The sequence below is a fragment of the Cellulomonas carbonis genome (assembly GCF_014636275.1).
In the GTDB taxonomy this organism is placed as follows: Bacteria; Actinomycetota; Actinomycetes; order Actinomycetales; family Cellulomonadaceae; genus Actinotalea; species Actinotalea carbonis.
Window position 1 is genome coordinate 360516 of record NZ_BMEB01000004.1, and the last position, 22871, is coordinate 383386.

The following is a 22871-nucleotide window of genomic DNA, read 5'->3' on the forward strand; positions in this document are numbered from 1 at the left end:
GTGCCACTCTCGCGTCGGTGGGACGTGGAATCACGGAGGTGAGCGGTGGGAGCGACCAAGCGTGACCGGCGCGACGAACGACGAGAGCGGCTCGCTGAGCTCCAGGCCGCTCAGCGTCGCGCGGAACGTCGACGTTCTCGAGTCATCTGGACGGCCGTCATCGTCGCGGTGGTCGCCCTGGCTGTGCCGGTAACCCTGGTGCTCGCCGACGCTGAGCGACGCAATGGCGAGGTGGCAGCGGCCGCCAGCGAGCCGATCGAGGGCGAGCAGGTGGTCGAGGTTCCGTCCGCCGCGCACGTCACGACGGACGTCCCGGACGGGGCGGCCCCGACGGTCGCCGTTGCTGAGGGACGCCTGCCCCCGCTCGGCGGGGACCACGACCCCACCGTGCAGAACTGCGGGGTCTACGTCGAGCCGGTCCGCGACGAGAACGCTGTGCACTCCCTGGAGCACGGAGCGGTGTGGATCACCTACCGACCTGACATCGATGCTGGCCAGGTGCAGCGCCTTGGTGAGCTGGCTGCTGCTGAGCCTTACCTGCTCGTCAGCCCCTACGAGGACCTCACGGCACCGGTCGTTGCGACCGCGTGGGGCGTGCAGCTCGAGCTCGACTCGGTCGCTGACGAGCGGCTGGAAGCCTTCATCGAGCGGTACGCCCAGGGTGAGCAGACGCCTGAGCCGGGCGCTCCCTGCTCGGGCGGCATCGGCGGCTGAAAGTAGTCAGCGCGAGCGGCACGACGGTGGCCGTGTGCACGTCGAGAGACGGCACACAGCCACTGTGATCACGCCAGGCTGATCACCGGGTTCGTCATCCGCGCGATCCTGCTCGTCGATCATCTTGCCTGGCATTTCGAGGGCGTCGGGGTCCTGCCCAGGATGGCCCGGACCAGGGCGAGTGTGCTCGTGGGCGGGGCCCTCAGCGGATGGCTGCGAGGGACTCGCTGCAGGCTGTTTCGCACTCTCGGGCACGCTTCCGCGCGCACGCAGCAGTGCTTGCGCATGGACAGATGCGCGCACTCGTACCCCCAAGCCCGACAGGCCGCGGTGCGTGCCCCCAGGTAAGCCCTCACGACGTCGACGCCGTACTCGGTGCGGCGGAGGACGCCGCTGGTCGTCGTACGTTGTCGGCGCAATCCAGGTTCGAGCGGGTGCAGTTGCGACGATCGGCGACCAACTCCTCGCTGGGACAGGCGTCCGCACAGGCCGTGCATGTCTGTGCGCACGTGACGGCACCGATGACCGTGCGAGAAGGGCGCGGTCGGGACTGACCGTGGCGCGATATGCCGCGAGCATCCGGTTGGCCTTCATGGCGGTCTGCTCGTCGAGGGCGCTCGTCCGGTCCCCCGCTGCCTTCGACGTTGACGGAGGTCGTAGAGGAGCCCCACCCTGTCGAGAGTCCCTACACGATGAAGGTTCGATGAAGACTGCGCGCTGACGAGACCTGGCGGCAAGGGACGTCAGCCGCCCTCACTTACGGTTGCGTCTCTATGGCTGCCAACGACACCACGCCCCAGCGCGCCGCGGACGCCGCGCGTCTGACCGCGTGCTCCCTGTGCGCCGGCGAGACACTCGCCGGCGCCGACCCGCTGCCGGGCGGTCAGCGTGCCCGGTTGGACCGCCTCGCTTCTCGGAGCACCATCCGCATGACCTACGTCGAGTGCTTGGACGAGTGCGAGCGCGGCGACGTGGTGGTCGCGAGGCCATCCCGGGCCCAGCGTGCGAGGGGAGTCGGGCCCGTGTGGTTCGAAACGCTCGCCGGTGACACCCTGACGTGCGAGCTGGAGCAATGGCTCACCGCCGGTGGGCCGGGAGTGACGCCGGTTCCCGAGCGGCTGGCGCAGATCGTGATCGACCGTACAGGTGAGCCGACGGTCGCCACGGAGGGGCCCCACAGCGCTCATCACCACGATGACGAGAAGGAGAACGCCATGGGTGAGACCACCAAGATCGACCCCGTCTGCGGCATGACCGTGGACCCGGCGACCGCAGCCGCTACGGCAGAGTACGACGGGACCACGTACTACTTCTGCGCCACGGGCTGCCAGAACGCGTTCCAGAGCGACCCCAGCAAATTCGTCTGAGGTGAGTTAGTGCAACCTTGCCCGGCCCGGTTCTCTGAAGGCACGCCCCGGTGCCGATGATTCGGCAGAGCGACGCGCGGGCGCGCTGCTGCCCAGCCGGGTAGCGGTCGGCTCGCGACCCGCCAAGGATTCGCAGGCCATCGCCTGTGACGCTCGACGGCCCGGCTACCGTCCGAACGAGTCTTCACGCAGCCGCCGAATCTGTGATCAGGTGGTCGCCGCCTGAGCAAAATAGGCCCATCTGCGATCGGCGTCGGCCTGCATCTGGCCAAGCAGCTGATCGGCACGTTCGGGGTCCCGCCGAGCCAGCTGAGTAAACCTGGACTGGCCTAATGCGTACTCTGCGATGGGGATGCTGGGTGCTTTGCTGTCGAGGGTCAGGCTGCCGTCTGGCGCGGCGTCCGGCCGGAATCGGTACAGCGGCCAGTGGCCACTCGCCACGGCGGCCTTCTGCTGGCGAAGTGAAGACGTCATGTCGATGCCGTGCTCGATACAGCTAGCGTATGCGATGACGAGGGACACCCCCGGGTATGCCTGTGCCTCGCGCAGCGCGCGGACGCTCTGCATCTCGTTGGCCCCGAGAGCGACCTGGGCGACGTACACGGAGCCGTAGCTCATGGCGAGGCGGCCAAGGTCCTTCTTGGCGGTCGGCTTCCCGGCGGACGCGAACTTCGCCACCGCACCGCGCGGTGTCGCCTTAGATGCCTGTCCACCGGTGTTCGAGTAGACCTCCGTGTGCGGGCAGGACGCGTAGCAGGGCGGGCTTCATCGGTGCTCCTTGAGGTGGGCTGTGAGCACTCTCGGCGCGCTCCGTGCGAATACCGTGGGACCTCGAGGTCCGGGCCTGAAACCTCAATCAAACGTTCATCGTCACGCGCCAAGGGCGACCGTCATCGATCCGGTGCGCGGCACGACAACGGACGCGGCCTATGCCTCAACGGCGGCGGAGCGCGAGGAGAAGGCCTCTTCTCCTCCGCGCCGGGCAGCGGTAGGCCACCCGCAGGGACCTGAGAGGTGGTGCAGCACAGGTCGAGCCGTCCGACGCCGACCGTGTCAGGCTTTGGCCGGCCCAGAGGCTCGCTCGAGCCGGATGAGCACGGAGGCGAGGAGGAGCAAGCCCACGATCCAGCCGAGGGCGACGACCAGGGCCCTGCCTTCGTCGAAGGTCTCTGTGAGCGCGCCGTCGAACACCACCCGGCTCGCCCCGTACCCGGGCAGGAAACGCGCCCACGCCGGTGGTCCGTCCTGCAGCATCGGGCTCTGCCCGATGGCGAGGTCGAGGAAGGGGATGAGGAAGGCGATCAAGGCGCCGCTCAGTCGTCCGACCAGCGGTCCGACGATGACGCCGATGAGCGCGAACGTCGCGGCGATCAGGGCGTTCCCGAGGGCATAGGGGAGCCATTGGTGCGCCTCGAAGAGCGGCACCGTGACAGCCAGGGACGCCACGACGGCTAGTGCGGCGGCCGTGAGCGCAGCGCCGACACGGGTGGCGAGGACCACGGAGCGGTGTTGGCCGGCCAGGACGAGGCGCTGGTCCGCACCGCGCCCCTCGACGCCGATGAAGACCCCGGCGAGTGCCGCGAGCGAGCCGATGGCGATCGGCGCCATGGTGCCCGCATGCATGTGCGCGGGGTCGAGGATCGCAACGATCTCCACGCCGCCCTCGCGAAGTCTCACCGAGGAGCTGCCGCTCGGCGTCACGGCGTCGGCGAGCCAGATGAACACCACGGGAACGGCCGCAAGCAGAACCCAGAGCACGGGTGTGCGGCGCCAGGCGCGGAAGGCCATCCGTAGCCCTGCGGTCAGCTGAGCCGCCGCCATCGATCGGCGCGGGGGGCGTTGTCGGCGCACGGCCGACGTCCGCAGGACCGCGGCGTAGGCGACCAGGAGCGCACAGACGGCCCAGACCAGCGCCCACGTCAACGGGTCTGGTCCACCATGACCCGGATCAGCACCCATGATCCACAGGGTGACGAAGTGCGTGGGAAGCACTCTGAGCGCCGCCGTGTCGGCTCCGGTCATCGCCGGGCCGAAGAACACATCGAGAATCCAAACGAACAGCAGCAGCATGGTGCCGTTCACGGGGTTCGCCACGACAGAGCCCACCATCGCGCCGACCGCGAGATAGATGACGGCGAACAGGGCGGTCCCCACGACCACCGTCGACGGCTGATCGAGCCCTGTGCGGATCGCCAGGGCGGCTAGTGCCGAGCCGGACGCGAGGCCGGCGAGCACCCCACCCGAGACGAGACGCCCGGTGACGAGGGTGGCGCGCGGAAGTCCGGCGATGACGAGGCGGCGGTCGCTGAACCGCGCCGCCGAGACCTGGAAGTACATGCCGACGCCCGCGATGAAGCCTGCGGCCCAACCAGCGGTGATCGAGTCGATCGAGACTCCGCCGGTCCCGAGCGTCTCGCCAGCCTCGGCCAAGGGGCCGGCGGCGACGAGCACGAAGGCGACGGGCACCGCGACGAGCACGAGCAGGTTGATCGGGTTCCGCAGGTGGTCGGAGACGAACCGCCGGGCCAGCAGCGCGGAGGTCATCGGGACCACGTCCTGCCGTCGCGGACGTCGACGATGCGCGTGAACCGGTGCTCGTCCACGACGAAGTGCGAGACCACGAGCACGGTCTTGCCGCGAGCCCGTCTCGCCTCGACCAGGTCCCAGAACCGCAGGTAGGTGTCCCAGTCGAAGCCCGCGTACGGCTCATCGAGGAGCAGGACGTCGGGGTCGGGCAGGAGCGCGAGGGCGAGGTTGAGCTTGGAGAGAGTGCCGCCCGACAGGCGGTCTACCCGAACGGCGGCATACCGCGCGAAAGTCAGGCCCTCGTAGAGCTCGTCGCGGCTGCGACGTACGTCGGCGTCGGACATGCCGTAGGCGCGGCTGAAGAGCTCGATGTGCTCGTCGCAGGTGAGGCGGCTGTACACGAGCGGCTCTTGCGGGCAGTAGCCGATCCGACCGCGGGTGGTGACGGTTCCCGCGTCGGCGTCGAGGGCGCCGACGAGCACCTTCATGAAGGTGCTCTTGCCCGAGCCGTTCTCACCTACCAGGCCGACGACCTCGCCGGGGTAGAGCTCGATGTCGGCGCCCGCGAGCACGATCGCCCGCTTCCGTCGTCGGCCGAGTCGGCGGTACGCCTTCTCGATGCCGACGGCCGACAGAAGTGTCGCGGCACGTTCCGCGGCATCACTCCCTGGCCGAACCTGCGTGCGAGCCTCCGACGCCTTCATGGCTTCACCTTCGATCGACTTCGACCTTGGATACCCCATAGGGGTATGTGGTGCCTCCAGTGGAGCGCGGCCGGATTGAGAACGGGGCTATCAACCGGTGAAGGTTTGTTGAAGCGCGGGAGGGCCACGAAGGGGCCGGGGGCATGCCACCGCCCGGGGCGTTGGCGGCCGGACGCCTCTCAGGACGAGAGGTGACTCAGCCGCTCTTGGTACTCATCGGTGGTGATCTCGCCGCGCGCGTACCGCTCGGCCAGGATCTCGAAGGCCGTCCGCGGCCCGGCAGAGCGGCCGGGCGGAGTGCGCGGCTCGCTGGCGCGCAGGACCAGCAGGACGACGAGGACCATCACCAGACTCAGGATGATCCAGGAGACCCACATTCCGGCTCCCATGCCGTAGCCCCAGCTCATCATCGCCGTACTCCTCTCAGCTCGCCGACGCAAGGATCGCTCCGCGACCGGGAAGGACCGGTCACGTTGCCATGAAGACCTGATGAAGGTCCCCCGCGCGACGTCAGAGCGGATGGAGGAGACGCCTGATGAACTGCCGCGTGCGCTCCTGCGCCGGGTCGGTGAGGACCTGGCGCGCCGGGCCCTCCTCGAGCACGGCGCCTTCGTCGAGGAAGACCACGCGGTGTGCCACCTCCCGGGCGAACTGGAGCTCGTGCGTGACGACGACCATGGTCCAGCCCTCGGCAGCAAGGTCGCGCATGAGCAGGAGCACGTCTCCGACGAGCTCCGGATCCAGCGCGGAGGTGGGCTCGTCGAAGAGGAGCAGGTCCGGCCTCAGCGCGAGGGCGCGCACGATACCCACGCGTTGCTGCTGGCCGCCGGACAGCTGGAACGGGTAGGCGTCCGCCCGGTCGCCCAGCCCCACCCGTGCAAGGAGCGCCAACGCCTCCTCCCGCGCCTCGCGGACGGGCCGTCGCTGCACGACGATCGGCCCCTCGGTCACGTTCTCCAGGACCGTCTTGTGAGGGAACAGGTTGTAGTGCTGAAAGACCATGGCCGACCGGTCGCGCAAGGCGTTCAGCGCGCGCCGGTCCGGCCGGGTCGTGAAGTCGACGGCGAGAGAGCCGTGGACCTCCACCCGTCCCGCGTCGGCGACCTCCAGCCCGTTGAGGCACCGCAGCACGGTGGTCTTGCCGGAGCCGGAGGCACCGATGACGGCGACGACCTCGCCGCTGTGCACCGACAGATCGACGGAGCGCAGGACCTCATGGGTGCCGAAGGACTTCCGCAGACCGGTCACGGCCAGCAGGGGCGGGGCCCCTGCGGTCCGGGCGTCGGGGTCAGTGGGCGACATACCTGTCCAGTCTCTTCTCGAGCGCGCCCTGCCCGGCGGACAGGGCGAGGCAGATCACCCAGTAGACCAGGGCGGCCTCCATGTACAGCAGCATGAACTCCTGGCTGAAGGCCGCGACCTTCTGCGCCTCCTTGAAGAGCTCGGTGACGAGGATGAGCGAGGCGAGGGAGGTGTCCTTGACCAAGGCGATGAAGGTGTTCGACAAGGGAGGGACGGACACCCGTGCGGCCTGCGGCAGGATGATGCGCCGCAGCGCCGTCGCACGCGCCATGCCGATGACGTATGCGGCCTCCCACTGCCCCTTCGGCACCGACAGGATCGCCGCGCGCACGACCTCGGCGGCGTAGCCACCGACGTTCAGCGAGAAGGCGATGATCGCACTCGGCCACGGGTCGATCACCACGCCGAGGCTCGGCAGCCCGTAGAAGACGACGAACAGCTGGACCAGCAGCGGCGTGCCCCGGATGAGAGAGACATACCCGCGCGCCAGCGCCGACACCAGCCGTCGCCCGGACAGCCGCATGAGCGCGACGGCTACGGCGATGACCATGCCGCCCGCGAAGGAGCCGAGCGCGAGGGGGATCGTGCCTCGGATCGCCCCGCTCGCGATGGGACCGAGCGATCGGAGGACCAGGTCCCACTGATTGGCGGACACGCGGCTCCCGCTACCGGGAGACGTCCTCGCCGAAGAACTCCGCGGAGATCTCGGCGAGGGTCCCGTCGGCGGCGAGCGCGGCCAGTGCCTCGTTCACGGCGTCGGCGAGCGTGGTGGACCCGGAGCGGAACGTGAAGGCGCTGCGCGAGACGTCGTCGGTCGCGGCCGCGACGACGAGCCCGGCGGCGCCGGTCTGCTTCTTGTAGTCCAGGAACGTCAGCTCATCGTTGATCGTGGCGTCGACCCGGCCCTGCTCGACCAGCGTTACCGCCTGGGCCCAACCCTCGACGGCCTCGATCGTCGCGCCGTTCTCCTCGGCGAGCGTGTACCAGTTGCTCGTCAGCGACTGCGCGGTGGTCTTGCCCTCCAGGTCGGCGAAGGAGCCGATGGAGTCGTCGCCCTCGCGGACGACAATCACCCCAGGGCTGTAGGTGTACGGCTCGGAGAACGTGTACGCCCCCTCACGCTCAGGAGTGATGGAGACCTGGTTCGCGATGACATCGAACCGGCCCGCCTCGAGCCCGGCGAAGATCGCGTCCCACTGGGTCTCCTGGAATTGCACCTCGACGCCGAGCTCCTCTCCGACGGCACGGGCCACCTCGACGTCGTAACCGGTCAGGTCTCCGGACCCGTCCTCGTGGTACGAGAACGGGCGGTAGGTCCCCTCCGTTCCGACGACGAGCACGCCGGCCTCCTGAACGTCTGCGAGCGAGGTGTCGGAGTCGCCAGCTGGCGTGCTCGGCTCGGCGGCCGGGTCATCGCCGCTGTCGGACGAGCAGGCGCTGACGGCGAGGGCGGCGGTCAGGAAGAGGGCGGTGGCGTTGAAGAGACGTCGTGCGGTCATGGAGGTACCTCTCGTGGTCGTGCGCGGAATACCTCACAGGGAGCGAGGTGCGGTGCCGGGGGAGGAGGCGCGCCGAGTCGGCGTTGTCGTCAGGTGATCGCCTGCGGCGTCGAGAAGCCGGGGCCAGTCAGGAGGCGATGGCCGGGCTCAACAGGAGCGCGACGGACAACAACAACACCGCTGCACGCGCGCGCGAGGCGCGGGCGTGCACGAAGCGGTGGTGCGCGGCATGCACCGATGAAACCACATGGGCTGGAGCACCACCGTCCCGGTCACTCGGCGACGGCCTTCCTTGACGGAACCTTCATCGTCCCGGGGTCCTGGTCTCAACGGCTCGGGCGCACGCTGGACCTGAACGGTCGGACCGCCGACCCTGGAGAAAGGATTCACCATGCGAGCTTCCGTGAGAGCCGCGCTGGTCGTCAGCGGGGGCGCAGCACTGGCCCTCGGTGTCGCCCCGGCGCTGGCGGCACCTCGGACGAGCCCCACCCCCGTGGGCGTTTGGTCCGTCATCGAGGGTCCGCGGAATGGCGACCGTCAGATCAAGGCGTGTCCGGAGGCGGGCTCCCACGGCGTGCACGACATGTCGTGGTCCGCGATGGCGTCGATGCACCGCGCGCGCCATCGCGACCAGGCGGGAGCCGCCGACGACATGGCCGGCATGCACCGCGCACATCACCGCGACGGCGGCCCCGGCAGCATGATGGGCGGGCGCTACGGCGACATGATGGACGGCGTCGACGGCGACGCCATGATGGGCAGCCGCAGCGGCGACATGATGGATGGCCGCGACGGCGACGACATGATGGATGGCCGCGACGGCGACGACACGATGGGCGGCCGCGACGGCGACGACACGATGGGCGGCCGCGACACCGACGACCCGATGGGCCCGGGTCACATGGGCCGGTGACGCCGTAGGGCGGTGTCTTCATCGAATCTTGATGCGCCGCGGGTATGACTCGTACCCGCACCGTGGTTGCATGAGTACCCCCCAGGGGTATTGCGCCACGAGGAGGTCCTGATGGATGAGCGGCGAGTCGTGCTTCGGGTAGGTGGGCAGCACTGGGCGTCGTCAGCGCCCGCGGTGGAACGGGCGCTGGGCCGACGTCCGGGAGTCCTCGGTGTCGAGGCGAACGCCGTGGCGCAGACAGCCACCGTCGCCTTCGACGCCGAGGTTACGTCCATGACCGACCTCACGGCGTGGGTCGAGGCGTGCGGGTACCACTGCTCGGGACGCTCGGTACCCGACCACGTCTGCAACGCGATGAGCGAGCCTATGCCTGCAGCCGCCGCGGCGGTTGCCGTCCACGCGCACCACACGCCCCACGGGCCGAGCGCACGTACGGCTGAGCCCGAGGCCGAGCCGGCGGCGCGCCCCGCTCCGCCCGAGCACCGGCATGGCGACGAGCACGCGGATAATGAGCGCCACGGAGCAGCTCACGCGACAGGCACGCCGTCGCCCCACGAGGCCATGGGCCATGGGGGGCACCACGGCGGCGGCTCGATGGCGGACATGGTCCGGGACATGCGCAACAGGTTCCTAGTCGCCGCGCTCCTCTCCGTCCCGATCACGCTCTACTCGATGATCGGCCGCGACTTCCTGGGATTCACCGCCGCGGCACCTTTCGGACTGCGCGACGACGTGTTCATGCTCATCCTGTCGTTGCCCGTCGTCTTCTACTCCGCGTGGATCTTCTTCGACGGCGCCTATCGGGCGCTGCGCACCCGGACGCTAGACATGATGGTCTTGGTCGCCGTGGCGGTCGGGACCGGCTGGCTGTACAGCGTGGGCGTGACGCTCACCGGTGGCGGCGAGGTCTTCTACGAGGCGGCCTCGGTCCTGACCACGTTCGTGCTGCTGGGCCACTGGTTCGAGATGCGGGCACGCGGGGGCGCGAACGACGCCGTCCGGACGCTTCTGGAGCTGGCGCCGCCGCGCGCGGTGGTTCTGCGGGACGGCGTCGAGCACGAGGTGCCCACCGCCGAGGTCCTCGTCGGCGACACGCTGCTCATCCGGCCGGGGGCGAAGGTTCCCGTCGATGCCGTCGTCGTCGAGGGTGAGTCCGAGGCGGACGAGTCCATGGTCACCGGCGAGAGCCTGCCGGTGGGGAAGGTCCCCGGCGACCAGCTCATCGGAGCGTCGCTCAACGTCAGCGGGACGCTGAGGGCCCGCGCGGTGAAGGTCGGGGAGGACACCGCCCTGGCGCAGATCGTTGCGATGGTCCAGGAGGCACAGAACTCGAAGGCCCCCGGGCAGCGCCTGGCGGATCGCGCCGCGTTCTGGCTCGTCTTCGTCGCTCTCATCGGCGGGACCGGCACGTTCCTGGTCTGGTGGCTCGCTGGTGCATCTGTTCCAACGGCCATGCTCTTCGCCATCACCGTCGTGGTCATCACGTGCCCGGACGCGCTCGGGCTGGCTACGCCGACGGCGATCATGGTCGGTACCGGGCTGGGCGCCCGTCGGGGCGTGCTGTTCAAGAACGCTACGGCGCTCGAGGCCTCCGCCCGCATCGACACGGTCGTCATGGACAAGACCGGAACCCTCACCAAGGGCGCGCCCGAGGTCACGGACGTCGTCGTGGCGCCGGGCGCCGACGAGGCCGAGATCCTCGCCCTCGTCGCGGCGGTCGAGCGGGAGTCGGAGCACCCGTTGGCGCGCGCCGTTGTCGCGCACGCCGACCAAGCGGGCGCCCGCAGACTGCGGGCGAGCAGCTTCCGCAACGTCGCCGGGCACGGTGCCACCGCCACCGTGGACGGTCACGCCGTGCTCGTCGGCAACCTGCGCCTCATGGCCGCCGAGGAGGTCGATCTCGGCACCCTCGGCGCCGCCCGAGACCGTCTGGCGGACGCCGGCCGCACGGCCGTCCTTGCTGCCGTGGACGGGCGCGCCGTCGCCGTCGTCGCGATGGCGGACGCCGCCCGCGAGACCGCGGCGGCCGCCGTCGAGGCGCTGCACGCGCTGGGTGCCGAAGTCGTCATGCTCACCGGCGACAACGAGGCAACCGCACGCCGGATCGCCTCGCAGCTCGGCATCGACACCGTCATCGCCGAGGTCCTCCCCGGCGACAAGGCCGAGAAGGTCGCCGAGCTCCAGCAGTCGGGCAAGCGCGTCGCGATGGTCGGCGACGGCGTGAACGACGCGCCCGCTCTAGCCACCGCCGACATCGGGATCGCGATCGGAGCCGGCACCGACGTGGCGATCGAGACGGCCGACGTCGTGCTCATGCGCTCCGACCCGCTCGACGTCCCGGTGGCGCTGCGGATCGGCCGGGGAACACTGCGCAAGATGCGGCAGAACCTCGGCTGGGCGATCGGCTACAACGCGATCGCGCTACCGATCGCCGCGGGCGTCTTCGAGCCGTCCTTCGGGATCTCGCTGAGCCCGGAGATCGCCGCCCTCTCCATGTCGGGCTCGTCGGTCATCGTGGCGGTCAACGCTCTGCTCCTCAAGCGCCTGCGGCTGCCGGCGCCACCGGACTCGTCCCGGCTGGCGGTGCCGGCGGAGACCCTGGCTTGAGGTCTTCGTCGGATCTTCACCGGCCATGAAGGCGACGTGAGCCCGGGTCGACCACGCTGAGGGTGATGGGGACGGCGTCGAAGGGATTGGCATGGCTCACAGCAGGCGACCGATGGTGGAAGGTCCGATGAGAGCCGCATGCCTCGCGGACGTGCTCGAGCGGGTCTGTGCGGTCGACGGAGTTGCCCGGGTGGGGCTGAGCCTCAACCGGGCAGGGCGCTCACGGATGACGGTGCACTGCGCCCGCTGGGTGGAGACCGGCGAGCTGAGGCGGGCGGTGTCCGCCGACGGCGCATTCCAGGTAGCGGAGCCTGCGGGCACCGATGCCGGGGCGCTCATCCACGGCCGCGTGGCCTACGCGGCGGAGCGCTTCGCCACGGGGAGCATCCAGTGACAGTGCCCACATCGAAGTTGCCTGCCGACCTGGTGCCACGCGGGACCGGCACGACCGCTGCTCCGCCCGGTGCGGACCTGGCTCATCTCGGCGGCGCTCCTGGGCGCCGGGGCCGCACGCGCACAGCGGGCAGCATCGTGGCAGGCACGCTCGGCGCGGTCGGAGGCGTCGCGCCACACGTCCTCCACCACGTGGGGCCACTGGTGGGGACGGCGCTCGTCTCAGGGGCGGGTGGGACGGCGCTCTTCGGGCTCCTCGGCCTCGGGGCGTCCGTGCCGATGCTCATCCGCCTGAAGCGCCGCGTCGGAAGTTGGTGGGCACCCGTCGTCGCGCTAGCGGCCTTCGCCCTCATGTTCATGATCTCCTCGCTCGTCGTCGGGCCGTGGATCAGTGGGACGTCCGACCCGACCCCGGACGAGGTGACCGTCGTGCACGACGACGGCCACCACGACTGACGGCCCCCCGCGCGTGACCAGGTGCAGAGCAAGTCCGATCGCCCCGTGATCGGGCCGTGTCCCTGCCCTGTCGACGAAGGGGTGCGCAGTGAACTCGAGCTCGAGGAACTCCCGTGAGGCCAGGAGGGCGGAGCCGCGGCCCTCAAGGCCGCGCAGGAGCAGGCGGAATGCAGGCGGTGGAGGCTGATGATCTTGGTGACCGCGGTCGTCGCTGCCGGGCCGATCGTCCCGGTCGCGATCGTCGTAGCGAACCGCGCCCAGGAGAACGCCCGACTGGACGCCGCCGCAGAGCAGCCGATCGTCGGCGAGAAGGACGTCGACGTCCCCTCCGCTGGGCACGTCTCCGGCGATGTCGCCTACCCAGCGACCACGCCTACCCCCACTCCAGGAGGCGCGGAGGCCGTGGGAAGCGCGCCCCCGCCCGTGGGCGGCGACCACGACCCGACACCGCAGAACTGCGGTTCCTACGACCAGCCCGTTCGCGAGGAGAACGCCGTGCACTCGCTCGAGCACGGCAACGTGTGGCTGACCTACCGGACGGACCTCGACGAGGTGGCAGTGACCCGGCTCAAGGAGATCGCGCAAGGCGAGCCGTACGTGCTCGTCAGCCCGTACGGGGCCTTGGTGGCACCCGTCGTCGCGACGGCGTGGGGCGTGCAGCTCGAGCTGGACTCCATCGACGACGAACGGCTCGACGCCTCCCTCACTCGCTACGTCCACGGCGAGCAGACACCTGAACCCGGAGCCCCCTGCTCCGACGGCGTAGGAACGCCCGCCGGCTGAACCGGCCTTACCCGGAACGCCCGACGACAACGCGAGGGCGGGCGTCCCGAGCTCCGCTGGGGACACCCGCCCTCGCGCCCTGTTCCTCGTCCGACGACATGGGCAGGGCCGTCGGACGAGGCGTCACAGCGAGTTCAGGAGACTGGTCATCTCGGTGATCTCGGCGGTCTGGTCATCGATGATCTTCTGAGCGAGGCGAGTCGCCTCGGCGTTCTCGCCGTCGCCCCGCTCGGACTTGGCCATGACGATCGCGCCCTTGTGGTGCTCGATCATGAGCTCGAGGAACCGGCGGTCGAACTCCGCGCCGCTGAGGCTGCCGAGCTCGGCCATGACGGTCGTCTGGTCCATGCCGTCCATCTCCATGCCCTCGTGACCCATGCCGCCCATCTCGGCGCCCTCGGGCTGTTCCTCGCCCCACGTGTCGAGCCACCCGGACATCAGGTCGATCTCAGGCCCCTGCGCAGCGGCAATACGTTCGCCGAGTGCGCGAACCTCCTCGGTCGTGGCCTGCTCCACCGCCAGCTCTGCCATCTCGATGGCACCCTGGTGATGGATGATCATCATCTGGGCGAACTCGGTGTCGGCATCGTTGTGCGCAGCCGGGTCGTCGGCGTCGGTGGTGCTGTCGTCCTCGGTCGTGGCCTGGCTCGCGGGTGTCGCCAGGGCCTCCTCGGCCTCCGTCGAGCAGGCGGCGAGGGCAAGTGCGAGCGCGAGGGCCGCGGCGGGTGCCGCGAGGCGGCGGGTGGTCGTCATCGGGATCTCCCAGGAGGTCGGCGCTGATCTGTGGATCGGGCTCAGGCGTGCTGGGTCGCGCAGCACCCCTCGTCGACGGCAACGGTGGCGGACTCGCCTCCGCAGCAGCCGGCAGCCTCGGTTGTGTCGCTCTTGCAGCAGTCGGTCACGAAACTCTCCTGGATCTCTGTGCGCGCCCGGTGGTCACCGGCGCCCGGTGATCCCAGCGTCGGCCATGTGCCCTGAGGATCGCCATACCTTCTATGAAGGTTCGCTGAAGCCTGGGCCGTTCTCCGGTTGGGCCGCGGCCGTGACCGTCCCCGCGAACACCTCGTCGCGTACGTGGACACGTACACGCCCGGCTCGTCGCGCGTGAAGGACAGCGTGGTGACGCCTGGTTCCAGCGACATGTAGTCGAGGCCAAGGTCCGGCGCGCGGAGGGAGGCGGCGCAGCTCAGCGACTGCGAGCCGATCTGCCACCGGACGGGCACCCCGTGAAGGACCCGAGCGTCGGCCGGTCGGTGGCCGGCTTCGGTCGTCTCGACGCCCAGGGGTGGCCGGGCGTCACGCGCCCTCCTCGGTGACCTGTGACCAAGCACGGAACCGGCGCAGCCGCAGCGAGTTCGACACCACAAAGACACTCGAGAACGCCATCGCCGCCCCGGCGACCAGCGGGTTGAGCCGCCCGGACGCCGCCAGGGGGATCGCGGCCACGTTGTACGCCAACGCCCAGAAGAGATTGCCCTTGATCGTGCCGAGCGTCCGCCGGGCGAGGCGGATCGCGTCGGCCGCGGACCGCAGGTCGCCACGCACGAGAGTCAGATCAGACGCCTCGATGGCGGCGTCGGTCCCGGTGCCCATCGACAGCCCGAGGTCCGCCTGGGCGAGCGCCGCGGCGTCGTTGACCCCGTCACCGACCATTGCCACCGTCTTGCCCTCGGCCTGCAGCCGGCTCACCACGGCGACCTTCTCTTCTGGGAGCACCTCAGCGATCACGTCCTCGATGCCGAGCTGTCGGGCGACCGCCGAGGCTGCGCGCGCGTTGTCGCCCGTCAGCAGGACAGGCGTCAGACCGAGGCTGCGGATCTGGGAGATCGCCTCTGCGGAGGTCGGCTTGATCATGTCGGCGACCACGATGACGGCACGGGCCGATCCATCCCACCCGACCACCACGGCGGTCCGCCCAGCTTCCTCCGCCTCGTCAAGCGCAGCGGCGAGCTCGCTGGGGAGGACGAGACCGCTCTGCGCGAGCCACGCGGCCCGGCCGGCGAGAACACGCTCCCCGTCGACGACACCCTCAACACCCCGACCGGGGGTGCTGCGGAACTGCTCAACGTTCCCAAGGGCGATGCCCCGCTCGACCGCACCCTCGGCCACCGCGGCGGCGATCGGGTGCTCCGAGGCGTTCTCCAGGGTCGCTGCGAGGAAGAGCGCCCGCGTCCCGTCGACCCCGGCCGCCGGGACGACGTGCTGCAGCGCCATCTGACCGGTCGTGACGGTGCCCGTCTTGTCGAGGACGATGGTGTCGACCTTGCGGGTGGACTCGAGCACCTCCGGGCCCTTGATGAGGATTCCGAGCTGCGCGCCGCGTCCGGTGCCGACGAGAAGTGCCGTGGGCGTCGCGAGGCCGAGTGCGCACGGGCAGGCGATGATCAGCACGGCGACAGCCGCGGTGAAGGCCGACACCGCGTCGCCGGATAGGCCGAGCCAGAACCCGAGTGTGCCGACGGACAGGGCGATCACGATCGGCACGAACACGGCAGACAGCCGGTCCGCGAGCCGCTGGACCGCGGCCTTGCCGGACTGTGCCGCCAGGACAAGGGTGGCGATCTGCGCCAGCTTGGTGTCTGCGCCCACGCGTGTCGCCTCGACGACGAGCCGGCCGCCAGCGTTGACCGTCGCGCCCGTGACAGCGTCACCACGGCCGACCTCGACTGGGACCGGCTCGCCGGTGAGCAGCGCCGCGTCGATCGCCGAGGTGCCTTCCAGCACGACGCCATCGGTGGCGACCTTCTCCCCGGGCCGGACGACGAAGCGGTCCCCAACGGCGAGCTGCTCGATCGGGACGCGCGCTTCGACGGGGCCGTCGGGTCCGTCGCGCAGGAGGGCGACCTCCTTGGCCCCGAGGTCCAGAAGCGCTTTCAGCGCGGCACCGGACCGTCGCTTGGCATGCGCCTCGAAGTAGCGGCCGAGCAGGATGAACATCGTCAGTGCGGCGGCGATCTCCAGGTAGATCTCGTCGCTGCCGGCGCCGGGCTCGGGGAAGAGCGTGAAGCCCATCCGCATCCCCGGCATCCCGGCGTCGCCGAGGAAGAGCGCGTAGACCGACCAGGCGTAGGCCGCGATCACGCCCACCGAGATTAGGGTGTCCATCGTGGCGGTCGCGTGCCGGAGGTTCTTCCACGCGGCTCGGTGGAACGGGAGAGCACCCCACACCACCACGGGGGAGGCGAGCGTGAGCGAGAGCCACTGCCAGTGGTCGAACTGCGCCGCAGGGAGCATGGCCATGACAAGGGTCGGCAGCGTCAGCACGGTGGTGATCACGAGCCGCCGCCGGAGCTCGACGTCCGGGTCGACCTCCGCGCTCGAGTCGCGCTCGCCTTCGGACTCGTCGGTGGCCGCCGGCGGCTCAGGCACGGCCGCGGTGTAGCCGGCGTCCTCCACCGCTGCGATGAGGTCGGCCACCGTCACGGGGGCTGCGAATCGGACCGCGGCGGACTCGAGCGCGAAGTTCACGCTCGCCGTGACGCCGGCCATGCGGTTGAGCTTCTTCTCTATGCGTGCGGCGCAGGAACTGCAGGTCATGCCGCCGACGACGAGGTCGACCGTGGTCGCGTCGAGACTGGGCGCCGAGGTCGTCTCTGTGGTCATGGCTCATCCCCCCACGGCGGTGCCGAGCCCGAGGGCAGCGGCGAAGACCATGACGAGGACGAGGGCGTACCCCGTTAGTCGCAGGACCGGGCTGTTCATCGCACAACTCCCATCAGTTCGTAGCTCGCCCGAGAGACCGCTGCTCGGAGGTCCGCGAGGGTCGGCTGCTCAGGCCCGTGGACGTCCACCTCGCCCGTGGCCAGGTGGACCTTCACGTCCTCGACGCCGGGAAGAGCTGCGATCGCTGCCGCGACAGCGGTGATGGCCCGGGCACGAGACATGCCGCTGAACACGTCCGTCCGCTGCGTCCTCTCTCCCCGTTCGCCGGAGGGCGCGCGTCGAGGCGCCCCAGCCGCACGGTAGGCCGCCGCGGCGGCACGACGTCAGGGCCCGAGGGCCGTTTCGCACAGGTCTTCAGCGACTCTTCATGGAGAGCGATGGAGTCTTCATCGACCCGCGCCGGCCGAGCACAGCGGACCTGGTCACGCCCGCCCTCTGGGCTTCGCCTTCAGCGGATCTTCATCGTTCCGGCGTCGGTTCTTGACCCCGCCGCTGCACCGTTGCTGCCAGCGCCGGCAACGGCGCGGCGGTCGAGGTATCGAGCGGTGAGGAGTGCGCCATGGGTCCCTGGTGCGGCCAGATGGGCGTCAGCGGGTGGATCGGCATGGTGGCCTTCTGGCTGGTGATCGTGGCCCTGGTCATCTGGGCGATCTCGCGAATGTTCCCGGTCCAGTCCGGCGGGAGTGCTCGGGCCACGCTCGACGCCCGCCTCGCCCGGGGCGACATCGACCCGGAGACGTACCGACTCATCCGCGACGAACTCGACGGCCTGGAGGCCGCAGGAAGGGGACCTCGATGAACGGTCACATGAAGACCCACGGTAGGCACATGCTCATCGGCGGCGCGGGTGTCGCGCTGCTGGCCATTGTCTTCGGCGTCAGCTGGCAGCAGGCCGTCACATGGGGTCTGCTCCTGGCGTGCCCGCTGGGCATGATGGGAATGATGTGGTTCATGGGCCGCCAGTCCTCCGGCGGTCACCAGCACGGCGGCCAGCCGGCCGACAACGCGCCGGGCTGCCACGGGCAGGGCACAGACATCCCGGCTCAGCGGGTCAACGAGCCGTTCGTTTCGGAGCGCTGAGAGGCAACGTCACGACGAAGCGTGAACCGCGGCCCCGGCCCGGGCTCTCGGCGCGGACACTCCCTCCGTGCGCCTCCACGATCGCCTTGGTGATCGCGAGCCCGATCCCGGAGCCGCCGCTGTGACGGTCCCGCGCCGTATCGGCACGGTAGAAGCGCTCGAAGATGTGGGGAAGGTGCTCGGCCGCGATCCCTCCGCCGGTGTCCTCCACCGTCAGGGCCACTCCATCCTGCACCCGAGCCGCGGCCAGAGTGACGCGACCGCCCGCGGGCGTGTGCCGCAGCGCGTTGTCCACCAGGTTTCCAAGCACCTGGGCGATCCGATCGGGATCGATGACGATTGGGGGCAGCGCCGAGGCCGGTTCATCGAGGCCGAGATCCACCCCCGCCGCGGCGGCGCGATCGCGGCCGGCAAGGTGCGCCAGGCGAAGCACCTCGGCCGGCGACGTCTCGACCATCGAGAGCTGAAGCTCGCCGCTCTCGGCCCTCGTGACCGCCGCAAGATCCGCTGAGAGCTTCGTGAGGCGCGTTCCCTGCGCACGCAAGAGCGCGACGGTCTCGGGGGTCAACTCCTTGATGCCGTCCTCGAGCCCTTCGAGGTAGGCGCTGAGCGTCGCGACGGGAGTCCGAACCTCGTGCGCCACGTCCGCGAGGAGCCTGTGCCGCAAGCGCTCACTCGATGCGAGCCGAGCCGCCATCTGGTTGAACGCGTCCACCAGCTCCTCGAACTCGCGGCCCATGTTGGGCGTTGGGACACGCGCCTCGTAACGGCCACCCGCGACCTGGCGCGCCGCGCTCGTGAGGGCGGCCAACGACGTGCCGATGCGCCGCGTCAGGACGAGGCTCACGGTCAGGGCTGCCACGACCGCGGTGCCGAGCGCGATCGAGAGCGCGAGTCCGCTGGCCGTCCGGAACGCGGCTTCGGCGTGCGCCACGGCCTCTTCCGAGGTTCGGGTGCCCTGGTAGATGAGGTGGTCGTGGAAGATGTACGGACCCACGGCACCGGCGACGAGCCACGCCGTCAATGCTGCCGTCGCCAAGACCAGAGCGAGTGCGGCCAGCAGCCGACGGCCAAGTCCACCGCCCCGCACCACGATCACGCGCCGGTGCCGATGCGATAGCCCACGCCTCGCACCGTGCGCACGTACCGCTGCTGATCGGCCGTGTCACCGAGCTTCTGCCGCACGTGCAGCACGTGCACGTCGACGAGGTGCTCGTCCCCGACCCAGGTCCCTCCCCACACCGCCTCGATGAGCACCGCCCGGCTCATGACGGCGTTCGGCCGGCTTGCGAGAGCCGCGAGCACGTCGAACTCAGTGCGGGTCAGCCGTACGAGCTCGTCGCCGACACGCACCTCACGCGCGGCGACGTCGACGGTCAGGTCGCCGATCACGATCGGGGGAGTGGCGTCGTGCGAGCGGGGCACCACGGCGGCGCGCGGCCGGCGGAGCATGGCGCGGATCCGCGCGACGAGCTCGCGCGGGCTGAACGGCTTGGTGACGTAGTCGTCAGCACCTACGGACAGACCGACGAGCTTGTCGATCTCCTCGGTACGCGCCGTGAGCATGACCACGTAGCAGTCGGAAAAGGTACGCAGCTGGCGGCACACTTCGATGCCGTCGATGCCCGGAAGACCGAGGTCGAGGACGACGACGTCCGGGTCCAGCAGGCGGGCGTGCGCCAACGCGTCCTCACCGGTTAGGGCGACCTCCACCTCGAACCCGTCGCGGACCAGGTAGCTCGTGACGACGTCGGCGAGCGCAGCCTCGTCGTCAACGACCAACGCGCGCGGTGCCAGGGGACCAGTGGATGTGCTCACGGCACCATTGTCGGCCACCGGACGGGACGGGGGGCCGCCCCGGGCGCTCTTCATCGAACCTCCATCAAAGGGAGATCAGCCGCGACGTGCGAATGCCCGACAGTGCAGGTGTCAGCATCTCGAAGGAGTCCTCGTGAGCACAGACACGACCCCGCGGCCGATTGCGGTGACCCTCGTGCACAGCGCTGCCTGCCACTTCTGCGACGACGCGGAGGAGGCGCTGCACGAGCTGCGCTGCGAGTACGCGATCGACGTCTCGGTGGTGGACATCGACTCACCGGTCGGCCGGACCCTTCTGGGGAAGCACCGCCCGGCGATGAACCCGCTCGTCCTGGTCGACGAGGAGTTCTTCAGCTCGGGGCGGTTGCCGCGTAAGAAGTTCATCAAGCTCCTCGAGTCGCGCGGTGCGCGCCTGACCACGGTGGGCCGCTGACGTGGGATCCGAGCTCCTGACGACGGGCAGTATCCTGGCGGCCTTCTTCGCCGGCGGCGTCGCACTCTTCGCGCCCTGCTGCATCGTGTTCCTTGCGCCGAGCTACCTGGCCGGCGCCGTCAAGAACAGCCGGTGGCGGCTGCTGCCCCTCACGTTCGTCTTCGCCGCGGGACTGGGCCTGGTCCTGGTTCCCATCACACTCGGGATGAGCTTGCTGTCGGGCGCCATCGCGAAGTACCACCAGCAGCTCTACTGGGCCGGCGGCCTCCTCATGTTCGCCCTCGCCGCCCTGGCCCTCTCTGGCCGCATGTGGTCGATGCCGTCGATGCTCCGCGCCCCTGACACAACGCGGGGCGACTCCGCCAGCTTCTTCGCGCTCGGGGTCTTCTCCGGCATCGCGTCGAGCTGCTGCGCCCCCGTCCTCGCGGGCGTGATGACTCTCTCCGTGCTCTCTGGCTCGCCGATCGGCGGCTTCACCCTCGGCGTCGCCTACGTCTTCGGCATGGTGTTCCCCTTGTTTGTGATGGCGCTGGTCTGGGACAAGGCGCAGCTCGGGGAGAAGCGGTTCCTGCGCGCCAAGCCGGTCCGGTTCCGGGTCGCGGGGCACCTCATCGCCACGAACACCGTCAACGCCGCGGTGGCCGTCGCCTTCGTGATCATGGGCGCCTTCATCGTCGCTCTCGCCGGGTCCAAGGACATGACGGGCGGAACCGCCGCCCAGGCCTGGGCCAGCGAGGCGCTCACCGGCGTCTTCGCGGGCGTTCAGGCCGTCCTCGGCCCCGTCCCAGAGTGGATTCAGGGACTCGGCATCCTCCTGATCGCCGCCGTCTTCGTCTGGGCCACGCTCGCCGAGCACCCCCTCCGTTGGCGCCGTCCCACCCGCGACGCGTCCGACCCCACCGCCGCTGCACCCATGGCACCCGCCGAAGAGCCAGGCTGCCATGCCACCTCGACCACCGGCACGGCCACGGCCGCTGCCCTCGACGACAAGGACTGACATGACTTCCGGAACCGCGATCAGGCGTCAGGCCGAGCGACAGGAGGAGCTCGAGCAGGCACGCAAGGAGCAGGAAGCGGCGCAGCGCAAGCGAACCCTGATCGTCCGAATCGCCTCGTCGTCCGCGGTCCTCGTCCTGATCGGCGTGGTCGTCGCTGCGCTGCTGTCGGCTCGTCCTGAGACGAGCAGCGAGGCGATGGATGCCACGCCGTTCACGCTGCCGATGAGCGACGGCTCCACCGTCTCGCTCTCGGACTACGCAGGCAGCCCCGTGATTCTCTACTTCAACGAGGGCGCCGGCTGCGACTCCTGCCTGGTCCAGATGGCCAAGATCGAGCAGGAGCCCGGCTTTGCCGAGGCCGGCATCGAGGTCCTGCCGATCGTCATGAACACCGCCGACCAGATCAACGCGGACCGCGAGCGGCTGGGCGTCGACGCTCCGTTCGCCCTGGACGACGGCACAGTCTCCGAGGCGTACGGGACCCTGGGCACCGGCATGCACGAGGGCTTGCCCGGTCACGGCTTCATCTTGATCGACAGCGACGGGGTGCAGCGCTGGTACGGCAACTACCCGTCGATGTGGCTGGACCCGCCCGAGCTCCTGGACATCGCGCTCGGCAAGCTTTGATCCTCCCGCAGACGGCGCAATGTCCAGGGAGCTCCGGCACCGCGCCGTCGTCGTCCCTCATAAGACGGCGACCCCGTCAATTCCCGTCCGAGGTAGGACCAAGGAGGCCGTGATGGCGATCTTCATCACCAGGACTGCGACGGATCCCGTGTGCGGAACGGTGGTGCGCGTCGCGCGGGCAGCCGCGGCCGCGGATTTCCAAGGGCAGGAGCTGTTCTTCTGCTCCAGCCACTGCGGCGCCACCTTCGCCGCCGATCCCGACCGGTACGTTGCGGCGTCCTCTGTCCCGTCGTGTCGAACATGAGCCGGCTCCCGATGGGGCCGCCGCAGCAGATGCTTCTTACCCGTTGACCGTCAAGACGCACGTGAACCGGGCGATGACGAAGGTGGGCGAGCGACCTTGACCGACCTCAATGGTGTCGCTCGCCTTTCCCGGTCCTTGTGCGCCCCCGACCCGCGGCGGATCGCAAAGCTCGGGGCAGTCAGCCGCCGGCATAGGGCTGCTGCGTTCAGCGGAAAGCCGCTCGTCGGATCGGGTCGCTTGCCGCGTCTAGCGTGAGTGGTCGCGTGGGACTGTGGGCCGACGGGGGTGGGCAGCGGGTGTGTGCGTAGTGCCTGGTGGAGCGTCGCTACGGCGCGAAGGCGCCCGGGTGAGGCGGGGATCCAGTCGCCAAGGAGGTGCGCGGCTGCGAGTCCGGGGTCGTCGGTGACCTCGTCTCCGGTGAGGTGGCGGGCGGGCATGTAAATGGTGTGATCGGTGCTGATGCGGGCGAATGCATGGGCGCCGTGGTCGGCGAACTCGGTCATCAGCCGCACCGCTCCGCTGAGCGTCGCCCCGGCGCGGCGGGTGTCGATGTCTGGTTCAGTGGCGCGTCCCGGGACATGCAGCGGCGTGACGAGGACCCCGTCGGGTCGTTGACACTTCCGGAGCTCGTCGGGCTTGGGGAGGATGGTCGCTCTTGATGCCCACAGGAGGGCTGATGAGCGA

General features: G+C 69.9%; 26 protein-coding genes and 1 pseudogene. 14 read left to right on the plus strand and 13 right to left on the minus strand.

All coding sequences use genetic code 11. The features are described 5' to 3' along the window. Positions 1 to 45: 45 nt before the first annotated feature. Positions 46 to 714 (plus strand): thioredoxin-like domain-containing protein, encoded by a 669-nt coding sequence (locus tag IEV86_RS13995; protein ID WP_043605814.1) that lies wholly within the window; start codon positions 46 to 48, stop codon positions 712 to 714. 352 nt (positions 715 to 1066) lie between these two features. Here the strand turns inward: IEV86_RS13995 and IEV86_RS18330 are convergent, their stop codons facing one another. Continuing rightward, on the minus strand, positions 1067 to 1282 hold the full coding sequence (locus IEV86_RS18330; RefSeq protein ID WP_498067585.1) for a four-helix bundle copper-binding protein: 216 nt from the start codon (positions 1280 to 1282) through the stop codon (positions 1067 to 1069). A gap of 205 nt (positions 1283 to 1487) precedes the next feature. Between IEV86_RS18330 and IEV86_RS17980 the strand changes: the two genes are divergently transcribed. Beyond that, the gene (locus tag IEV86_RS17980) at positions 1488 to 2081 is read left to right on the plus strand and encodes a YHS domain-containing protein (RefSeq protein ID WP_229734649.1); all 594 of its coding nucleotides are present in this window, start codon (positions 1488 to 1490) and stop codon (positions 2079 to 2081) included. A 207-nt stretch (positions 2082 to 2288) separates the two neighbouring features. Here the strand turns inward: IEV86_RS17980 and IEV86_RS14005 are convergent, their stop codons facing one another. The 7 genes from IEV86_RS14005 to IEV86_RS14035 form a co-directional block, all read right to left on the minus strand. Continuing rightward, entirely contained in the window at positions 2289 to 2759 is a 471-nt protein-coding gene (locus IEV86_RS14005) for a thiamine pyrophosphate-dependent enzyme (protein WP_043605812.1), read from the minus strand. A 375-nt stretch (positions 2760 to 3134) separates the two neighbouring features. Continuing rightward, positions 3135 to 4625 (minus strand): hypothetical protein, encoded by a 1491-nt coding sequence (locus IEV86_RS14010; RefSeq protein ID WP_043605809.1) that lies wholly within the window; start codon positions 4623 to 4625, stop codon positions 3135 to 3137. After that, positions 4622 to 5311, minus strand: coding sequence for an ATP-binding cassette domain-containing protein (locus IEV86_RS14015; RefSeq protein WP_081978688.1), 690 nt, complete (start codon positions 5309 to 5311; stop codon positions 4622 to 4624). Before IEV86_RS14015 ends, IEV86_RS14010 begins: the two co-directional genes overlap by 4 nt. A 179-nt stretch (positions 5312 to 5490) precedes the next feature. After that, complete coding sequence (locus tag IEV86_RS14020) at positions 5491 to 5721, minus strand: SHOCT domain-containing protein (protein ID WP_306460076.1); 231 nt, start codon at positions 5719 to 5721, stop codon at positions 5491 to 5493. A 100-nt stretch (positions 5722 to 5821) separates the two neighbouring features. Beyond that, the gene (locus IEV86_RS14025) at positions 5822 to 6613 is read right to left on the minus strand and encodes an amino acid ABC transporter ATP-binding protein (RefSeq protein ID WP_043605803.1); all 792 of its coding nucleotides are present in this window, start codon (positions 6611 to 6613) and stop codon (positions 5822 to 5824) included. Then, positions 6600 to 7268, minus strand: a complete 669-nt coding sequence (locus IEV86_RS14030; RefSeq protein WP_043605801.1) for an amino acid ABC transporter permease — start codon at positions 7266 to 7268, stop codon at positions 6600 to 6602. The genes IEV86_RS14025 and IEV86_RS14030 overlap by 14 nt, the downstream gene beginning before the upstream one ends. Positions 7269 to 7278: 10 nt before the next feature. Next, positions 7279 to 8112, minus strand: coding sequence for an amino acid ABC transporter substrate-binding protein (locus tag IEV86_RS14035; protein ID WP_043605799.1), 834 nt, complete (start codon positions 8110 to 8112; stop codon positions 7279 to 7281). Between the two features lie 598 nt (positions 8113 to 8710). Between IEV86_RS14035 and IEV86_RS14040 the strand changes: the two genes are divergently transcribed. From IEV86_RS14040 to IEV86_RS14060, 6 genes and pseudogenes are all read left to right on the plus strand, one after another. Next, positions 8711 to 9025, plus strand: coding sequence for a hypothetical protein (locus tag IEV86_RS14040; RefSeq protein ID WP_152605627.1), 315 nt, complete (start codon positions 8711 to 8713; stop codon positions 9023 to 9025). 111 nt (positions 9026 to 9136) lie between these two features. Beyond that, positions 9137 to 9280 (plus strand): annotated as a pseudogene (locus IEV86_RS18290) (heavy-metal-associated domain-containing protein); the annotation flags it as partial. A 360-nt stretch (positions 9281 to 9640) separates the two neighbouring features. Beyond that, positions 9641 to 11632 (plus strand): copper-translocating P-type ATPase, encoded by a 1992-nt coding sequence (locus IEV86_RS14045; protein ID WP_438501598.1) that lies wholly within the window; start codon positions 9641 to 9643, stop codon positions 11630 to 11632. A gap of 127 nt (positions 11633 to 11759) precedes the next feature. Then, entirely contained in the window at positions 11760 to 12026 is a 267-nt protein-coding gene (locus tag IEV86_RS14050) for a hypothetical protein (RefSeq protein ID WP_043605789.1), read from the plus strand. A gap of 137 nt (positions 12027 to 12163) precedes the next feature. Then, positions 12164 to 12481 (plus strand): hypothetical protein, encoded by a 318-nt coding sequence (locus IEV86_RS14055; protein ID WP_229734650.1) that lies wholly within the window; start codon positions 12164 to 12166, stop codon positions 12479 to 12481. Positions 12482 to 12667: 186 nt separating this feature from the next. Further along, positions 12668 to 13264: a thioredoxin-like domain-containing protein gene (locus IEV86_RS14060; RefSeq protein ID WP_052426155.1), complete on the plus strand. Its 597-nt coding sequence runs from the start codon at positions 12668 to 12670 to the stop codon at positions 13262 to 13264. 123 nt (positions 13265 to 13387) lie between these two features. Here the strand turns inward: IEV86_RS14060 and IEV86_RS14065 are convergent, their stop codons facing one another. The 3 genes from IEV86_RS14065 to IEV86_RS18240 all read right to left on the minus strand — a co-directional run bounded on the left by IEV86_RS14065 (position 13388) and on the right by IEV86_RS18240 (position 17148). Beyond that, on the minus strand, positions 13388 to 14017 hold the full coding sequence (locus IEV86_RS14065; RefSeq protein WP_043605829.1) for a DUF305 domain-containing protein: 630 nt from the start codon (positions 14015 to 14017) through the stop codon (positions 13388 to 13390). Between the two features lie 543 nt (positions 14018 to 14560). Next, the gene (locus IEV86_RS14070; protein WP_043605786.1) at positions 14561 to 16867 is read right to left on the minus strand and encodes a heavy metal translocating P-type ATPase; all 2307 of its coding nucleotides are present in this window, start codon (positions 16865 to 16867) and stop codon (positions 14561 to 14563) included. A gap of 95 nt (positions 16868 to 16962) precedes the next feature. Next, positions 16963 to 17148, minus strand: a complete 186-nt coding sequence (locus tag IEV86_RS18240) for a heavy-metal-associated domain-containing protein (protein WP_368731356.1) — start codon at positions 17146 to 17148, stop codon at positions 16963 to 16965. A gap of 338 nt (positions 17149 to 17486) precedes the next feature. Here IEV86_RS18240 and IEV86_RS14080 point away from each other — a divergent pair, with 338 nt between their 5' ends. Together IEV86_RS14080 and IEV86_RS14085 are read left to right on the plus strand one after the other, a co-directional pair. Further along, positions 17487 to 17726, plus strand: coding sequence for a hypothetical protein (locus IEV86_RS14080; RefSeq protein ID WP_043605782.1), 240 nt, complete (start codon positions 17487 to 17489; stop codon positions 17724 to 17726). A 29-nt stretch (positions 17727 to 17755) separates the two neighbouring features. Beyond that, positions 17756 to 18007 carry a DUF2933 domain-containing protein gene (locus tag IEV86_RS14085; protein ID WP_152605626.1) on the plus strand — a complete coding sequence of 84 codons (252 nt, stop codon included), beginning with the start codon at positions 17756 to 17758 and terminating at the stop codon, positions 18005 to 18007. On the opposite strand, the gene IEV86_RS14090 is transcribed toward IEV86_RS14085, so the two are convergent. Both IEV86_RS14090 and IEV86_RS14095 read right to left on the minus strand, forming a co-directional pair. Further along, positions 17979 to 19106 (minus strand): sensor histidine kinase, encoded by a 1128-nt coding sequence (locus IEV86_RS14090; RefSeq protein WP_043605776.1) that lies wholly within the window; start codon positions 19104 to 19106, stop codon positions 17979 to 17981. The two genes, IEV86_RS14085 and IEV86_RS14090, sit on opposite strands and share 29 nt — an antisense overlap. Next, a complete protein-coding gene (locus IEV86_RS14095; protein ID WP_229734651.1) occupies positions 19103 to 19825 on the minus strand; it encodes a response regulator in 723 nt (240 codons plus the stop codon). The genes IEV86_RS14090 and IEV86_RS14095 overlap by 4 nt, the downstream gene beginning before the upstream one ends. 133 nt (positions 19826 to 19958) lie before the next feature. Between IEV86_RS14095 and IEV86_RS14100 the strand changes: the two genes are divergently transcribed. From IEV86_RS14100 to IEV86_RS14115, 4 genes are all read left to right on the plus strand, one after another. Beyond that, positions 19959 to 20258 (plus strand): glutaredoxin family protein, encoded by a 300-nt coding sequence (locus tag IEV86_RS14100; RefSeq protein ID WP_043605770.1) that lies wholly within the window; start codon positions 19959 to 19961, stop codon positions 20256 to 20258. A 1-nt stretch (position 20259) separates the two neighbouring features. Continuing rightward, a complete protein-coding gene (locus IEV86_RS14105; protein WP_052426154.1) occupies positions 20260 to 21255 on the plus strand; it encodes a cytochrome c biogenesis CcdA family protein in 996 nt (331 codons plus the stop codon). 1 nt (position 21256) lies between these two features. Beyond that, positions 21257 to 21883, plus strand: coding sequence for a peroxiredoxin family protein (locus tag IEV86_RS14110; RefSeq protein ID WP_043605762.1), 627 nt, complete (start codon positions 21257 to 21259; stop codon positions 21881 to 21883). A 112-nt stretch (positions 21884 to 21995) separates the two neighbouring features. Further along, positions 21996 to 22187 (plus strand): YHS domain-containing protein, encoded by a 192-nt coding sequence (locus IEV86_RS14115; protein ID WP_161784040.1) that lies wholly within the window; start codon positions 21996 to 21998, stop codon positions 22185 to 22187. Positions 22188 to 22871 lie beyond the last annotated feature (684 nt).

Excerpts from the sequence above, each read along its gene's own strand:
- IEV86_RS17980 (WP_229734649.1), top strand. The coding sequence starts at position 1,488 with ATGGCTGCCAACGACACCACGCCCCAGCGCGCCGCGGACGCCGCGCGT.
- IEV86_RS14010 (WP_043605809.1), bottom strand. The coding sequence starts at position 4,625 with ATGACCTCCGCGCTGCTGGCCCGGCGGTTCGTCTCCGACCACCTGCGG.
- IEV86_RS14015 (WP_081978688.1), bottom strand. The coding sequence starts at position 5,311 with ATGAAGGCGTCGGAGGCTCGCACGCAGGTTCGGCCAGGGAGTGATGCC.
- IEV86_RS14020 (WP_306460076.1), bottom strand. The coding sequence starts at position 5,721 with ATGATGAGCTGGGGCTACGGCATGGGAGCCGGAATGTGGGTCTCCTGG.
- IEV86_RS14025 (WP_043605803.1), bottom strand. The coding sequence starts at position 6,613 with ATGTCGCCCACTGACCCCGACGCCCGGACCGCAGGGGCCCCGCCCCTG.
- IEV86_RS14035 (WP_043605799.1), bottom strand. The coding sequence starts at position 8,112 with ATGACCGCACGACGTCTCTTCAACGCCACCGCCCTCTTCCTGACCGCC.
- IEV86_RS14040 (WP_152605627.1), top strand. The coding sequence starts at position 8,711 with ATGGCGTCGATGCACCGCGCGCGCCATCGCGACCAGGCGGGAGCCGCC.
- IEV86_RS14045 (WP_438501598.1), top strand. The coding sequence starts at position 9,641 with ATGCGCAACAGGTTCCTAGTCGCCGCGCTCCTCTCCGTCCCGATCACG.
- IEV86_RS14050 (WP_043605789.1), top strand. The coding sequence starts at position 11,760 with ATGAGAGCCGCATGCCTCGCGGACGTGCTCGAGCGGGTCTGTGCGGTC.
- IEV86_RS14060 (WP_052426155.1), top strand. The coding sequence starts at position 12,668 with ATGATCTTGGTGACCGCGGTCGTCGCTGCCGGGCCGATCGTCCCGGTC.
- IEV86_RS14065 (WP_043605829.1), bottom strand. The coding sequence starts at position 14,017 with ATGACGACCACCCGCCGCCTCGCGGCACCCGCCGCGGCCCTCGCGCTC.
- IEV86_RS14070 (WP_043605786.1), bottom strand. The coding sequence starts at position 16,867 with ATGACCACAGAGACGACCTCGGCGCCCAGTCTCGACGCGACCACGGTC.
- IEV86_RS18240 (WP_368731356.1), bottom strand. The coding sequence starts at position 17,148 with ATGTCTCGTGCCCGGGCCATCACCGCTGTCGCGGCAGCGATCGCAGCT.
- IEV86_RS14080 (WP_043605782.1), top strand. The coding sequence starts at position 17,487 with ATGGGTCCCTGGTGCGGCCAGATGGGCGTCAGCGGGTGGATCGGCATG.
- IEV86_RS14085 (WP_152605626.1), top strand. The coding sequence starts at position 17,756 with ATGCTCATCGGCGGCGCGGGTGTCGCGCTGCTGGCCATTGTCTTCGGC.
- IEV86_RS14110 (WP_043605762.1), top strand. The coding sequence starts at position 21,257 with ATGACTTCCGGAACCGCGATCAGGCGTCAGGCCGAGCGACAGGAGGAG.
- IEV86_RS14115 (WP_161784040.1), top strand. The coding sequence starts at position 21,996 with ATGGCGATCTTCATCACCAGGACTGCGACGGATCCCGTGTGCGGAACG.